General features: G+C 33.8%; 13 protein-coding genes and 1 other annotated feature. All 13 genes read right to left on the bottom strand.

The features are described from left to right. Nucleotides 1-218 precede the first annotated feature (218 nt). Complete coding sequence (fusA, locus tag QK892_RS17525; RefSeq protein ID WP_317274840.1) at nucleotides 219-2,282, bottom strand: elongation factor G; 2,064 nt, start codon at nucleotides 2,280-2,282, stop codon at nucleotides 219-221. Between the two features lie 75 nt (nucleotides 2,283-2,357). Beyond that, entirely contained in the window at nucleotides 2,358-2,828 is a 471-nt protein-coding gene (gene rpsG / locus QK892_RS17530; protein ID WP_317274841.1) for a 30S ribosomal protein S7, read from the bottom strand. 152 nt (nucleotides 2,829-2,980) lie between these two features. Continuing rightward, a complete protein-coding gene (rpsL, locus tag QK892_RS17535) occupies nucleotides 2,981-3,361 on the bottom strand; it encodes a 30S ribosomal protein S12 (RefSeq protein WP_008681201.1) in 381 nt (126 codons plus the stop codon). A 348-nt stretch (nucleotides 3,362-3,709) separates the two neighbouring features. Next, on the bottom strand, nucleotides 3,710-7,243 hold the full coding sequence (gene rpoC, locus QK892_RS17540; RefSeq protein ID WP_317274842.1) for a DNA-directed RNA polymerase subunit beta': 3,534 nt from the start codon (nucleotides 7,241-7,243) through the stop codon (nucleotides 3,710-3,712). Between the two features lie 21 nt (nucleotides 7,244-7,264). Continuing rightward, complete coding sequence (gene rpoB / locus QK892_RS17545) at nucleotides 7,265-10,972, bottom strand: DNA-directed RNA polymerase subunit beta (RefSeq protein WP_317274843.1); 3,708 nt, start codon at nucleotides 10,970-10,972, stop codon at nucleotides 7,265-7,267. A gap of 347 nt (nucleotides 10,973-11,319) precedes the next feature. Next, nucleotides 11,320-11,688: a 50S ribosomal protein L7/L12 gene (rplL, locus tag QK892_RS17550; protein ID WP_291625457.1), complete on the bottom strand. Its 369-nt coding sequence runs from the start codon at nucleotides 11,686-11,688 to the stop codon at nucleotides 11,320-11,322. A gap of 31 nt (nucleotides 11,689-11,719) precedes the next feature. Next, nucleotides 11,720-12,223, bottom strand: a complete 504-nt coding sequence (gene rplJ, locus QK892_RS17555; protein WP_317274848.1) for a 50S ribosomal protein L10 — start codon at nucleotides 12,221-12,223, stop codon at nucleotides 11,720-11,722. Nucleotides 12,224-12,260: 37 nt separating this feature from the next. Further along, nucleotides 12,261-12,390 (bottom strand) — a sequence feature (ribosomal protein L10 leader region). 43 nt (nucleotides 12,391-12,433) lie between these two features. Next, nucleotides 12,434-13,123, bottom strand: a complete 690-nt coding sequence (gene rplA / locus QK892_RS17560) for a 50S ribosomal protein L1 (RefSeq protein WP_317274844.1) — start codon at nucleotides 13,121-13,123, stop codon at nucleotides 12,434-12,436. A gap of 52 nt (nucleotides 13,124-13,175) precedes the next feature. Further along, on the bottom strand, nucleotides 13,176-13,601 hold the full coding sequence (gene rplK, locus QK892_RS17565; RefSeq protein ID WP_317274845.1) for a 50S ribosomal protein L11: 426 nt from the start codon (nucleotides 13,599-13,601) through the stop codon (nucleotides 13,176-13,178). A 70-nt stretch (nucleotides 13,602-13,671) separates the two neighbouring features. Then, entirely contained in the window at nucleotides 13,672-14,193 is a 522-nt protein-coding gene (gene nusG, locus QK892_RS17570) for a transcription termination/antitermination protein NusG (RefSeq protein ID WP_317274846.1), read from the bottom strand. Nucleotides 14,194-14,228: 35 nt separating this feature from the next. Continuing rightward, nucleotides 14,229-14,462: a preprotein translocase subunit SecE gene (gene secE, locus QK892_RS17575; RefSeq protein ID WP_317274847.1), complete on the bottom strand. Its 234-nt coding sequence runs from the start codon at nucleotides 14,460-14,462 to the stop codon at nucleotides 14,229-14,231. Nucleotides 14,463-14,513: 51 nt separating this feature from the next. Next, nucleotides 14,514-14,663, bottom strand: coding sequence for a 50S ribosomal protein L33 (gene rpmG, locus QK892_RS17580; protein WP_066889817.1), 150 nt, complete (start codon nucleotides 14,661-14,663; stop codon nucleotides 14,514-14,516). A 172-nt stretch (nucleotides 14,664-14,835) separates the two neighbouring features. Beyond that, nucleotides 14,836-15,024, bottom strand: a 189-nt coding sequence (locus QK892_RS17585; RefSeq protein WP_449508595.1) for an EF-Tu C-terminal domain-related protein, incomplete at its 5' end; no start/stop codon positions are given.

Raw genomic sequence — 15,024 nt, forward strand, 5'->3', positions numbered from 1 at the left:
GTGACCGATTGTTCCAATGTTTACGTGTGGTTTACTTCTTTCGAATTTTTGCTTTGCCATTGTAAAATCCTCCTTTATAGAAATTAAATTATAATAACCTTCCTAGTTATTATATCTAATTTAATTCTATTTTTCTATACTTATATAAATTTTCATGTAGTAATGCTACCCATAATTAAATTATGAGCAACATTACTAGAATTTATAACTAAAGTGAATTAGTTTCTTTCACTTTTAATTTTTTCTTGAATGCTCTTTGGAACTTCTTCGAAGCGATCAAATACCATTGAGTAAGTTCCTCTACCTTGAGTTCTTGATCTTAAAGTAGTTGCATATCCAAACATTTCTGAAAGTGGAACTAATGCTCTGATTATTTGAGCACCATTTATAGCTTCCATACCTTCAATTCTTCCTCTTCTTGAGTTAAGATCTCCCATTACATCTCCCATATATTCTTCTGGAACTGTAACTTCTACCTTTTCTACTGGCTCAAGTAATACTGGATCAGCTTTTGCCATAGCATTTTTAAATGCCATAGATCCTGCTATCTTAAACGCCATTTCAGATGAGTCAACTTCGTGGTATGATCCATGAACTAATTTAACTTTAAAGTTAATAGTTTCATATCCTGCTATTATACCGTTCTTAGCTGCTTCTTGGATACCATTATCTATAGCTGGAATATATTCTCTAGGAATAGCTCCTCCAACGATAGCATTTTCAAATGTGTATTCTCCTTCAGTTGGTTCCATTTCAATAACACAGTGTCCGTATTGTCCTTTACCACCTGATTGCTTCGCATATTTAGCTTCAGCTTTAACAGCTGCTCTAATTGTTTCTTTGTAAGCAACTTGAGGAGCACCAACGTTACACTCAACTTTGAATTCTCTAGTTAATCTATCAACTATGATTTCTAAGTGAAGCTCACCCATACCTGCAATGATTGTTTGACCAGTTTCTTGATCAGTATGTGTTCTAAATGTTGGATCTTCTTCAGCTAATTTAGCTAATGCTAACCCCATCTTTTCTTGACCAGCTTTTGTCTTTGGCTCTATAGCAACAGATATAACTGGTTCTGGGAATTCCATTGCTTCTAATATTATTGGATTATTTTCTACACAAAGAGTATCCCCTGTAGTAGTGTTCTTTAATCCAATTATTGCTCCTAATTCACCTGCTTCTAATGCTTCAACTTCTTCTCTTGAATTAGCATGCATCTTAACAAGTCTTCCTATTCTTTCTTTCTTACCCTTAGTAGAATTTAACACATATGTTCCACTTTGCATAACACCTGAGTAAATTCTTGTAAATGCAAGTTTTCCAACGAATGGGTCAGTAGCTATCTTAAATGCTAAAGCTGACATTGGCGCTTCATCTGAAGCTTCTCTAGTATCTTCTTCACCTTCTAATGAAATTCCCTTAACAGCAGGAATATCTAAAGGTGATGGTAAGAATGCAACAACGCCATCAATCATTTGTTGAACACCTTTATTCTTGTATGATGAACCACAAATACATGGAACTATTTCATTAGCTATAGTAGCTTTTCTTAAAGCAATCATTAACTCATCTACAGTTAATTCTTCTCCTTCAAGATACTTTTCCATTAATTCTTCATCAGTTTCAGCTATCGCTTCAATCATAGCCATTCTGTACTCTTCAGCTTGATCTGCTAAATCTGCTGGAATTTCTTCTTCTCTAACATCTTTTCCTAAATCATCATAGAACATAATAGCCTTGTTAGTTATTAAGTCTATCATTCCCTTAAATTGATCTTCTGATCCAACTGGGATTTGTATTGGAACGGCATTAGCTTTTAATCTATCTCTTACAGTGTTTATACATCTAAAGAAATCCGCTCCTGTAGCATCCATCTTATTAACGTATATCATTCTTGGAACACCGTACTTATCTGCCTGTCTCCAAACTGTTTCAGTTTGTGGTTCAACACCACTCTTTGCATCTAGAACTGTAACAGCTCCATCTAGTACTCTTAAAGATCTTTCAACTTCTACTGTGAAGTCTACGTGACCTGGAGTATCTATTATATTTAATTCGTGACCTTTCCATTCACAAGTAGTTGCAGCAGAAGTGATTGTTATACCTCTTTCTTGCTCTTGAACCATCCAGTCCATTGTAGCTGCACCTTCATGAACTTCTCCTATTTTATGACTTCTTCCTGTATAGAATAGTATACGCTCAGTAGTTGTAGTTTTACCAGCATCTATATGAGCCATTATACCGAAATTACGGAATTTGTCTAACGGATATTTTCTTGCCATCTGTAGTCCTCCTCTCAACGAGTAATTTTAAATTCGACAAAACTGTTTTGGCAAAACTCCAAAACAGTTTGTTTTTTAGTATCTGTAATGAGCAAATGCCTTATTTGCTTCAGCCATCTTATGAGTATCTTCTCTCTTTTTAACAGCTGCTCCAGTATTATTAGCTGCATCCATTAGTTCTCCAGCTAATCTTTGAGCCATTACCTTTTCGCCTCTTTTTCTTGAAGCATCTAAAAGCCATCTAAGACCTAAAGTCTGTCTTCTTTCAGCTCTAACTTCTATAGGAACTTGGTAGTTCGCACCACCTATTCTTCTAGCTTTAACTTCTAATAAAGGCATTACATTGTTCATAGCTTCTTCAAATACTTCTAAAGCATCTTTGCCTGTTTTTTGCGCCACTATTTCAAACGCGTCGTAGCATATTCTTTGTGCTACTCCTTTTTTACCATCTTCCATAACGTTGTTTATTAATTTAGCAACAACCTTTGAATTGTATATTGGATCTGGTAATACATCTCTTTTTGCGATATGTCCTTTTCTTGGCACTTTTCTTCCCTCCTTAACATGATAAATTTAAGTTCATTGGTACTCAGCAATAAATATTGCCGTAAAGTGCTTCGCCCCTTCATCTATATAAACTTAATTTATAAATCTATGTAAATGCTGAAGACAAGCACTAGTGTAGTTTAATATTTAAACTACTTTTTTGCCTTCGGCTTTTTAGCACCGTACTTTGATCTTCCTTGCATTCTGTTAGCTACTCCAGCACAATCAAGTGCTCCTCTTACGATATGGTATCTAACACCAGGAAGGTCCTTAACTCTACCACCTCTTATAAGAACAACACTGTGCTCTTGTAAGTTGTGTCCTACACCACCAATGTATGCAGTTACTTCGAATCCATTTGTAAGTCTTACTCTTGCGATTTTTCTTAACGCTGAGTTAGGCTTCTTAGGAGTAGTTGTTTTAACAACTGTACAAACCCCTCTTCTTTGTGGACACTCATTAAGTGCTGGTGCTGTTGACTTGTTGATAACAGTTTTTCTGCCTTTTCTTACTAATTGGCTAATAGTTGGCATTTTTTCACCTCCTGAAATTTTTTTTATCTATATATCTAATATTTAAGATAAAAGCATTTTTATAGATTAACATAAATAATATATTAATTTATGTTAAACATAATATTACTATAAATTTTTTCATTTTTTATAATAAAAAAATCTATATATATTGAATATAATTTTTGAATACTCAGCTACAATATTCATCTAACATTTTAGTAATATTATATAAAGTGTCATAGAGGCAGAGCTTATGACTTTGCCTCCATGAACACATGTAGACAATCATATTGTAGTGTATTTCAAAAATCACACAATTCGTATTTTATCATTTAAGAATACACATGTCAATAAAATTGCATTCCATTATTCAATTGAATCTAAAACTTCATTATCTACCGGAACATCCTCAACGTCTAGCTTTAGATTTCTATATCTAACCATTCCAGTTCCAGCTGGTATTAACTTACCAATAATAACATTTTCTTTCAACCCTACTAACGGATCCACCTTACCTTTTATTGCTGCTTCAGTAAGAACTCTAGTTGTTTCTTGGAATGAAGCTGCTGATAGGAAACTATCTGTTGCTAAAGCAGCCTTGGTTATACCAAGTAAAGATTGCTCTCCTTTAGCTTCTTCTCCACCAAACTCTCTTACTCTTGCATTTTCTTCTTCAAAGTCAAACATATCTATCATAGTTCCTGGTAATAGATCAGTATCACCTGAATCTAAAACTTTAACTTTTCTTGTCATTTGTCTAACAACTACTTCTAAGTGCTTATCGTTTATATCAACACCTTGTAATCTATAAACCTTTTGAACTTCTGATAATAGATATTTTCTAGCTCCATCTATACCTTTAATAGCTGCTATGTCATGTGGGTTTACTGAACCTTCAGTAATCTCATCACCAGCTTCAATAATATCGTCATCTGATACCTTTAATCTTGAACCAAATGGTATTTCATAACTTCTTTCTTCTCCATCTTCAGAAACTACAAAAACAGTTCTCTTCTTTTTAGTTTCTTCAACTCTTACTGTTCCTGAAATTTCACTTACTATAGCTAAACCTTTTGGTTTTCTAGCTTCAAATAACTCTTCAACTCTTGGAAGACCTTGAGTGATATCGGCTCCAACAACTCCCCCTGTGTGGAATGTTCTCATTGTAAGCTGAGTACCAGGTTCTCCGATTGATTGAGCTGCTATTATTCCAACCGCTTCCCCTATAGTTATCTTTTGTGCTGTTGCCATGTTCATACCATAACATTTAGAACATACCCCAACTTTACATTTACATGTGAATACGGATCTAATTTTAACCTTTTTAATTCCAGTAGCTGCAACTTTTTCTGCAGTATCTAAATCCATATATTCGTCAGCCTCTACCATAACCTCTCCAGATTCTGGATGAATTATTGGTTCAGCTGTATATCTACCATAAAGTCTTTCAGCTAATCCTTCGATTGCTTCATTACCTTCTTTAATTTCTGAAACATAAATACCTTCTGTTGTACCACAATCTACTTCTCTTACTATAACATCTTGTGATACATCAACAAGTCTTCTTGTTAAATATCCTGAGTCAGCAGTCTTAAGCGCTGTATCGGCATTACCCTTTCTAGCTCCGTGAGTAGAAATAAAGTATTCTAATACTTCAAGTCCTTCTCTAAATGAAGCTCTGATTGGTAATTCTATGATCTTACCAGTAGGACTTGCCATAAGTCCTCTCATACCTGCTAATTGCTTAATCTGAGATTTAGAACCTCTGGCTCCAGAGTCAGCCATCATGAATATTGGATTGAATTTATCCAAGCTATCCATAAGTGCATCAGCGACATCTTCTGTCGTCTTAGTCCATTTTTCTATAACTCTTTCATATCTTTCTTCTTCTGATATGAAACCTCTCTTATACATCTTCTCAATTTTTTCAACTGTTTCATCAGCTTCTTTAAGAAGTTTGTATTTTGCATCAGGCACTATCATATCTGAAGCTGCTACTGTTACAGCACCAATTGAAGAATAGTGATATCCTAATGCTTTTATTTTATCTAACATTATAGAAGTATTTGTAGGACCATGAACGGTATAACATTTATCTATCAATTTCCCTAATGTCTTCTTTGTTATTAAGAAATCAACTTCCAAGTTAAACTCTTCATTTTTATTTTCTCTATTAACAAAACCTAAATCTTGAGGTATAGATTCATTAAATATTATCTTACCAACGGTAGTAGTAATAATTCCTGATTTTATATCTCCATTAATTTCTTTAAACATTCTTACTTTTATTTCAGCATGAATGGCAATTTCTCCTACTTCATAAGCCATTATAGCTTCGTCTTTAGAAGCAAATACTTTCCCTTCTCCTTTAGCTCCTGACTTATCCATAGTTAAATAATATGAACCTAGAACCATATCTTGTGTAGGTACACAAACTGGTTTACCATCTGATGGTTTCATTATATTTCCAGCAGCTAGCATTAAAAATCTAGCTTCTGCTTGAGCTTCTACTGATAATGGAACGTGAACAGCCATTTGGTCTCCATCAAAGTCAGCATTATATGCAGTACATACTAATGGATGTAGTTTTATAGCTCTTCCTTCTACTAAAACTGGTTGGAAAGCTTGAATACCAAGTCTATGTAGAGTAGGCGCACGGTTTAATAATACAGGATGATCAGTAATAACTTCTTCAAGTACATCCCATACTTGATTATTTACTCTTTCAACCATTCTCTTAGCGCTCTTAATATTATGAGCTACGCCATCTTCAACCAACTTCTTCATTATAAATGGTTTAAATAATTCTAAAGCCATTTCTTTAGGAAGTCCACATTGGTACATCTTTAATTCCGGTCCAACAACTATAACTGATCTACCTGAATAATCAACTCTCTTACCTAGTAAGTTTTGTCTAAATCTACCTTGTTTACCCTTTAACATATCTGACAATGATTTAAGAGGTCTATTTCCAGGTCCTGTAACTGGTCTTCCTCTTCTACCATTATCTATAAGTGCATCAACAGCTTCTTGAAGCATTCTTTTTTCATTTCTAACAATGATATCTGGTGCACCTAGATCTAATAGTTTCTTTAATCTGTTATTTCTATTAATAACTCTTCTATATAAATCATTTAAGTCTGAAGTCGCAAATCTTCCACCATCCAATTGAACCATTGGTCTCAAATCAGGAGGAATTACAGGAATAACATTTATAACCATCCATCTTGGGTCATTTCCTGATTTTCTAAAAGATTCAACTACTTCCAATCTTCTTATTATTCTTACTTTCTTTTGTCCAGTGCTTATTTTTAATTCTTCTTTAAGATCTCTTGATTGTGATACTAAATCAATTTCTCCAAGTAATTCTTGAACTGCTTCTGCTCCCATTCCAGCAACAAAGCTCTCTTCACCATATTTATCCACAGCTTCTCTATATTCTTTTTCATTAAGAAGTTGTTTCTTAAGTAATGGAGTCTCTTTAGGATCTATAACAACATATGAAGCAAAGTATAATATTTTTTCTAAAGCTCTTGGAGACATATCTAAAAGTAATCCCATTCTTGATGGAATTCCTTTGAAGTACCAAATGTGAGAAACCGGGGCAGCTAATTCAATATGCCCCATTCTTTCTCTTCTCACTTTAGCTTTAGTTACTTCAACTCCACATCTATCACAAACTATTCCCTTATATCTTACTCTCTTGTATTTACCACAATGACATTCCCAGTCCTTAATAGGTCCAAAAATTCTTTCGCAGAATAAACCATCTCTTTCCGGTTTTAAGGTTCTATAGTTTATTGTCTCAGGTTTTTTAACTTCACCTCTTGACCATTCTCTTATTTGATCTGGTGAGGCTAAACCTATTTGTATAGCGTCAAAATTATTCAATTCAAACAAGGGTACATCCTCCCTTCAAAATTAATGTTCATCATTTACAAAATCATCAAGTTCTAAGTCTTCTTCGTGGAAGCCATCTAATGCAAAGTTATCAAACTCTACTTCTTCTTCAACTTCCTCTTCTAGCATTGTATAGCTATCATCTATATTCACATCCTCAGAAACCACATCTTCAGTTCCTTCAATGTTAACTTCTAATTCTTCCATATCTTCTTCAGCAAAATCCTTAAGTTTGACTTCTTGGTTTTCTTCATTTAACACTTTAACATCTAAGCAAAGAGCTTGAAGTTCTTTTATAAGAACTTTAAATGATTCTGGAACTCCTGGTTCCGGAATATTTTCGCCCTTAACAATAGCTTCATAAGTCTTAACTCTACCTACAACATCATCTGATTTAACAGTTAATATTTCTTGTAGTGTATGTGCAGCACCGTATGCTTCCAATGCCCAAACTTCCATTTCTCCAAATCTTTGACCACCGAATTGTGCCTTACCACCAAGAGGTTGTTGAGTTACTAATGAATATGGCCCTGTTGATCTTGCGTGAATCTTATCATCAACTAAGTGAGCCAATTTTAAGATATACATTATCCCAACAGTTACTTCATTATCAAATGCTTCACCTGTTCTACCATCATATAAAACAGTTTTACCATTTGCATTATAACCTGCTTTTTCTAAGCAGTCTTCAATGTCTTTTTCTGTAGCTCCATCAAATACAGGAGTAGCTATATGCCATCCTAATTGACTTGCTGCCCATCCCAAGTGAACTTCTAGTACCTGACCGATGTTCATACGAGACGGAACCCCTAGAGGATTTAAACATATTTGTAGTGGTCTTCCATCAGGTAAAAATGGCATATCTTCTTCTGGAAGAACTCTTGATATAACCCCTTTATTACCATGACGTCCAGCCATTTTATCTCCAACAGATATTTTTCTCTTTTGAGCTATATAGCATCTTACTAGTTCATTAACTCCTGGGTTTAGTTCATCCCCATTTTCTCTAGTAAATACTTTTACATCAACGATTATACCAGCTTCACCATGAGGAACTCTTAATGAAGTGTCCCTTACTTCTCTAGCTTTTTCACCGAATATCGCTCTTAAAAGTCTTTCTTCTGCAGTTAATTCAGTTTCTCCTTTAGGTGTAACTTTACCTACAAGAATATCACCTGATCTAACTTCAGCTCCTATTCTTATTATACCTCTGTCATCTATATCTTTTAATGCATCTTCACTTACATTAGGAATATCTCTTGTTATTTCTTCTGGTCCTAATTTAGTATCTCTTGCTTCACATTCATATTCTTCAATATGAATTGAAGTAAATACATCTTCTCTAACTAGTTCTTCAGAAATAAGCATAGCATCTTCGTAGTTATAACCTTCCCAAGTAATGAATCCCATTCTAATGTTCTTACCTAATGCTATTTCACCTAAATCAGTGGATGGTCCATCACCTAATACCTGGTTCTTAAATACTATTTCACCCTTATCAACTAAAGGTCTTTGATTTATACATGTACCTTGGTTACTTCTTTTAAATTTAAGAAGCTTATAAGTGTCTATACCACCATCTACATCTCTCTTGATTCTTATCTCATTAGAACTTACATAAACAACCTTCCCAGCATTTCTAGCCTTTGGAAGCACTCCAGAATCTACAGCTGCTTTAAATTCTATTCCAGTACCTACTATCGGAGCTTGTGGCTTTAATAGAGGAACTGCTTGACGTTGCATGTTTGATCCCATCAGCGCTCTTGAAGCATCATCATTTTCAAGGAATGGAATCATAGCAGTAGCTACTGATACAATTTGTCTTGGAGATACGTCTATTAAATCTACTTCTTCAGCATTTACAACTAAAATATCATGTTTGCTTCTAACAGTAACTCTGCTATCGACAAACTTTCTATCTTCACTAATAGGTTCATGAGCTTGAGCAACAAGATATAAATCTTCTTCATCAGCTGTGAAATATCTTATTTCATCAGTTATTATTCCTTTTTCTTTATCAACAACCCTATATGGTGTCTCGATAAATCCATATTCATTTACTTTAGCATAAGTTGCTAAAGAGTTAATAAGACCTATGTTTGGTCCTTCAGGCGTTTCGATTGGACACATTCTACCATAATGTGAATGGTGAACGTCTCTTACTTCAAAACCAGCTCTTTCTCTTGAAAGACCTCCAGGTCCTAAAGCTGATAATCTTCTTTTATGTGTTAACTCTGAAAGTGGATTTACTTGATCCATGAACTGTGATAATTGTGAGCTACCGAAGAATTCTTTTATCGCAGCTGCAACCGGTCTAATGTTAATTAACATTTGAGGAGTTATAGCTTCTTGATCTTGAATAGTCATTCTTTCTTTAACTACTCTTTCCATTCTTGATAAACCAATTCTAAATTGATTTTGTAGCAACTCTCCAACTGATCTTATTCTTCTATTACCTAAATGATCTATATCGTCAACATAACCTACTCCGTAAGCCAATCCTAACTCATAGCTTATAGTTGCAAATATATCATCTTTAACAATATGTTTAGGAATAAGTCTATTTATATTTTTCTTAATCTCTTCTTTAATAGTTTGCTCATCATCATAGTTATCTAATATTTCTTTCAGTGTTGGATAGTGAACATATTCCTTGATATTTAAATCTTTTATATCAAATGATATAAAATTCTTTATGTCAACAAAGTGATTACCTATTACTCTAACCACCTTATCTTCTACTAAAATATCAACAGAATTTATTCCAACATTTTGTATTTCTTCTGCTAATGATCTACTAATTTTCTTCCCTTGTTCAACTATAATTTCTCCAGTTTGTGGATTAACTATATCTGTTGCAGCAATTTGATTGACTAATCTTAAGTTTAATGATAATTTTTTATTAAACTTATATCTACCAACTCTAGATAAGTCATATCTTTTTGCGTCGAAGAATAATGAGTCAATAAGAGATATAGCGCTATCAACTGTAGGTGGCTCACCTGGTCTTAGCCTTTTATATATTTCTAATAAGGCTTCTTCCTTAGTTTTAGTATTATCTTTTTCTATTGTCGCTTTAAATCTTTCATCTTCTCCAAAATAGTCTAAAAGTTCTTGATCACTTCCAAATCCCATTGCTCTTGCTAAAATAGATATAGGAAGTTTTCTTGTTTTATCTATTCTTACATAGATAATATCGTTAGAATCAGTTTCATATTCTAACCATGCTCCTCTATTTGGAATAACTGTAGATGAGTATAATTTTTTCCCAGTTTTATCAACATTAAAACTGTAATAAACTCCTGGTGATCTTACTAGCTGACTTACTATTACTCTTTCAGCACCGTTTATGATGAAAGTTCCTTGTTCAGTCATTAATGGAAAATCACCCATAAATACTTCTTGTTCTTTGATTTCTCCAGTTTCATTATTTTGTAACCTTACAGAAACCTTTAGTGGTGCAGCATAAGTTGAATCTCTCTCTTTACACTCCTCCACAGAATACTTAATGTTATCCATATCAAGTTTGTAGTCAACAAATTCAAGAACAAGATTGCCTGTGAAATTTGTTATCGGGTTAATGTCATCAAATACTTCATGAAGACCTTCCCTTAAAAACCATTGATATGAATCTAACTGTACCTCAATAAGATTTGGCATTTCTGTTACATCTTTAACCTTACCAAAACTCATTCTAGTTCTTTTTCCAACTTGGACAGGATGTACCATGAATTTTCACCCCTTGTATAAAACTAAAATAACCAAAAACACACTTTCCCTAGGGACTTTGTGTTTTCGGACAACATCACTAATTAGTATAACCATATTTCAAGTGGTTATACATTTTTTTCATATGAATATATACCTATCCATAATGAATAGTACATTTATTGATACTATCACATTATAACTTTATTGTCAATTATTTTATAATTAACTTATGTCAATCTTTTTTTACAACTTTACACATTAGATATGAAACTATATAAAGTATCCCAGGAATATGATATTTTATATAGCTTCATTTAAGCAATTAAAAAGGTGCTATAATAGCACCTTTTTATTTATAAAGTTAATTACTTAACTTCTACTTCAGCTCCAACTTCAGCTAATTTAGCTTTCATATCTTCTGCTTCTTCTTTTGAAACGCCTTCTTTAATTGTCTTAGGAGCTCCGTCAACTATTTCCTTAGCTTCCTTTAATCCTAATCCTGTTAATTCTCTTACTACTTTAATTACTTTGATCTTTTGAGCACCAGCGTTAGCTAATACTACATCAAATTCAGTTTTTTCTTCTGCAGCAGCAGCACCACCTGCAACAGCACCTGCAACCGCTACTGGAGCAGCAGCGCTTACACCAAATTCTTCTTCACAAGCTGTAACTAGCTCGTTTAATTCTAAAACAGTCATTTCTTTTATAGCTTGAATTATATCTTCTCTTGTCATTTTAATTGCACCTCCAAATTTTTATCAGTTATTATTCAGCTGACTCTGATTCTTTTTTCTCTTTAATTGCATTTAATAAATACGCAAGGTTTGATAATGGAGCCTTGAAGCTTCCAAGAAGTTTTGCAATAAGAACTTCCTTTGATGGTATTGTAGCAAGTTTTTCAACTTCTTCTTTATTATAAACAGTACCATCTACCATACCTGCTTTTAATTCTAATTTCTTATGATCCTTAGCAAATGTATGTAATACTCTTGCTGGAGCAGTAGCATCTTCATAACCAAATGCTATTGAAACCGGTCCTTCTAAGTATTCATCTAGACCATTGATTCCTAATTCGTTAGCAGCTAACACAACTAAGTTGTTTTTATAAACTTTGTATTCAACACCTGCTTCTCTTAAGCTTTTTCTTAAAGCTGTATCTTCTTCAACTGTTAAACCTTGATAGTTTGCTAGAACAACTGCTTGAGCTTTTTCTAACTTTTCTTTTATTTCAGCTACTTTAGCTTCTTTAATTTGTCTATTCTTCTTTATCACTGTGTGTCCACCTCCTCACAGTTTTTAACTGCAATTTTATATTAATAAAGGCCTTCCCATAGACATAGGAAGACCAAAAATAATTACTTACCTCGGTATTCCTCGGTAGGCAATTATTTAAACCTTTCGGCACCTACTGTCTTTGGAATCAGTATTCTTTTTTAACAACAGTAAATATTATATTATATAAACTTACATATGTCAATACTAATCTATAACTTTTGTTGGGTTAACTTTAGCTCCTGGTCCCATAGTGCTTGAAACTGATACAGACTTAATGTATTGTCCCTTAGCAGCTGCTGGTTTAGCTTTTATTAAAGCTTCCATTAAAGCACGGAAGTTTTCTTGTAGTTTTTCAACTCCGAATGACTTCTTACCTATTGGGCAGTGAACTATAGCAGTCTTGTCAACTCTATATTCAACCTTACCAGCTTTGATTTCAGCTATAGCTTTAGCAACATCAAATGTTACAGTTCCTGATTTTGGGTTTGGCATTAATCCCTTAGGTCCTAAAACTCTACCGATTCTACCTACAACACCCATCATATCTGGTGTAGCAACAACTACATCATAATCAAACCAGTTTTCACTTTGAATCTTTTGTACTAACTCTTCAGCTCCAACAAAATCTGCTCCTGCTTCTTGAGCTTCCTTTGCCTTTTCTCCCTTAGCAAAAACTAAAACTCTTACTGTTCTACCTGTTCCGTTTGGAAGAACAACAGCTCCTCTAACTTGTTGATCTGCATGTCTTGGGTCTACCCCTAATCTAACATGTAGTTCTATAGTTTCATCAAACTTAGCTTTAGCAGTTTTTACAGCTAAATCTAAAGCTTCAGATGGAGTGTATAATGCACTCTTATCTATTAATTTTGCACTTTCAATATAATTCTTTCCCATAATTTGCCTCCTCTGTGGTATTAACGGTTTTTACCTCCCACTTTTTTACGAATTACTCTTCAACAGTTACTCCCATACTTCTAGCAGTACCTTCGATCATGCTCATAGCAGTTTCGATATTTGCTGCATTTAAGTCAGGCATCTTTAACTCAGCAATTTTTCTGATTTGATCTTTTGTTATTTTACCAACTTTAGTTCTGTTTGGAACGCCTGAACCACTTTCGATTCCTAATTCCTTCTTTATAAGAACTGCTGCTGGTGGTGTTTTTAGTATAAAACTAAAAGATCTATCTTGGTAAACTGTTATTACAACTGGTATTATTAATCCAGCTTGGTTAGCAGTCTTCGCATTAAACTCCTTACAGAATCCCATAATATTAACACCATGTTGACCTAATGCTGGTCCTACTGGTGGTGCTGGTGTCGCCTTACCTGCAGGAAGTTGAAGTTTAATCATTCCTGTTACTTTCTTAGCCATGTTAATATTCCTCCTATACTGTGGTAATACGGACTTCTGTCCTCCCACTTTATTAAAACATTAGCTTATATTAAACTAATTTTTCAACTTGTGTAAAATCTAGTTCAGCCAGAGTTTCTCTGCCAAACATATCAATTAACGCTTTAACTTTGCGTTTTTCTAGATTTATCTCTTGAATCGTAGCCACAAATTCTCTTAATGGCCCTGAGATAACTCTTACACTTTCCCCTACTTCTAAATCTATTTCTACAGGTGCTTCTTTAACTCCCATAGATTCAATTTCCTCATCAGTTAGGGGAACTGGTTTAGAAGCTGGGCCAACAAAACCTGTTACACCCCTTGTGTTTCTAACCACATACCATGACTCATCAGTCATTAGCATTTTCACTAACACATATCCAGGAAACTTCTTTTTTAGAGAAATCTTTTGTTTCCCATCTTTCTCTTCTATGACTTCTTCCATCGGCACTTGAATGTCTTGCAACAAGCTTTGAAGATTTCTATTTTCAATGGTTTTTTCAAGATTTGCCTTAACTTTGTTTTCGTAGCCTGAGTATGTGTGTACAACATACCATCTTGCTCTTTCGCTCATATTTTCTTATAGGCAATAATCGCCTAAACCTCCTTTTATTTTAATTTTAAAAAGAATCCAAAGAGGTTTTGAAAAATATAATCTAACCCACCTACTAATACAATATATATTAGTACAACTACGCCAACTGCAATTAACGCTTTTTTAGTTTCATTTTTAGAAGGCCATGTTATTCTTTTAACTTCTGCTTTTAGCTCTCTAAAAAATTTTAATATTCCACCTTTTTTTGGTGATTGTTTTGTTAAATTCACATTTTCCTTAATAGCCATTACTTCACATCCTTAATCATTGTGAGTATATGTCAATAACTAATCAGCTAATTACTTCGTTTCTTTATGAAGTGTATGTTTTTTGCAGAATTTGCAGTATTTATGCATTTCTAATCTGTCTGGGTTATTCTTTTTATTTTTCATTGAATTGTAATTTCTTTGCTTACACTCTGTGCACGCTAAAGTTACCTTTACTCTCACAGTCTGCACCTCCAGTTTACCGTAAATAATATAAAAATCTACTACTTTATGTTAATTGTTTTCGTTAATTACTTAAACACATTATCACAAAATAGCTATTATGTCAATATATCAGCCTTACAAAGGACTAGGTAATCAAACCCAGCCCTATGTAATGCTTATTTGTCTATTACTATTCTACTATTGTAGTAACAACTCCTGAACCTACAGTTCTTCCACCTTCTCTAATAGCGAATCTTAATCCTTCGTCCATAGCAACTCTTGTGATTAATTCAACGTTCATGTCGATGTGGTCTCCTGGCATAACCATTTCCATACCTTCTGGTAATTTGATTGATCCAGTAACGTCTGTTGTTCTGAA

Source organism: Clostridium lamae (genome assembly GCF_033043255.1).
Taxonomy (GTDB): Bacteria; Bacillota; Clostridia; order Clostridiales; family Clostridiaceae; genus Clostridium; species Clostridium lamae.

What these genes read in the sequence shown, in the direction of transcription:
- rpsL (WP_008681201.1), bottom strand. Translation starts at nt 3,361, where the DNA reads ATGCCAACTATTAGCCAATTAGTAAGAAAAGGCAGAAAAACTGTTATC.
- rplA (WP_317274844.1), bottom strand. Translation starts at nt 13,123, where the DNA reads ATGGGAAAGAATTATATTGAAAGTGCAAAATTAATAGATAAGAGTGCA.
- rplL (WP_291625457.1), bottom strand. Translation starts at nt 11,688, where the DNA reads ATGACAAGAGAAGATATAATTCAAGCTATAAAAGAAATGACTGTTTTA.
- rpoB (WP_317274843.1), bottom strand. Translation starts at nt 10,972, where the DNA reads ATGGTACATCCTGTCCAAGTTGGAAAAAGAACTAGAATGAGTTTTGGT.
- nusG (WP_317274846.1), bottom strand. Translation starts at nt 14,193, where the DNA reads ATGAGCGAAAGAGCAAGATGGTATGTTGTACACACATACTCAGGCTAC.
- secE (WP_317274847.1), bottom strand. Translation starts at nt 14,462, where the DNA reads ATGGCTATTAAGGAAAATGTGAATTTAACAAAACAATCACCAAAAAAA.
- fusA (WP_317274840.1), bottom strand. Translation starts at nt 2,282, where the DNA reads ATGGCAAGAAAATATCCGTTAGACAAATTCCGTAATTTCGGTATAATG.
- rplK (WP_317274845.1), bottom strand. Translation starts at nt 13,601, where the DNA reads ATGGCTAAGAAAGTAACAGGAATGATTAAACTTCAACTTCCTGCAGGT.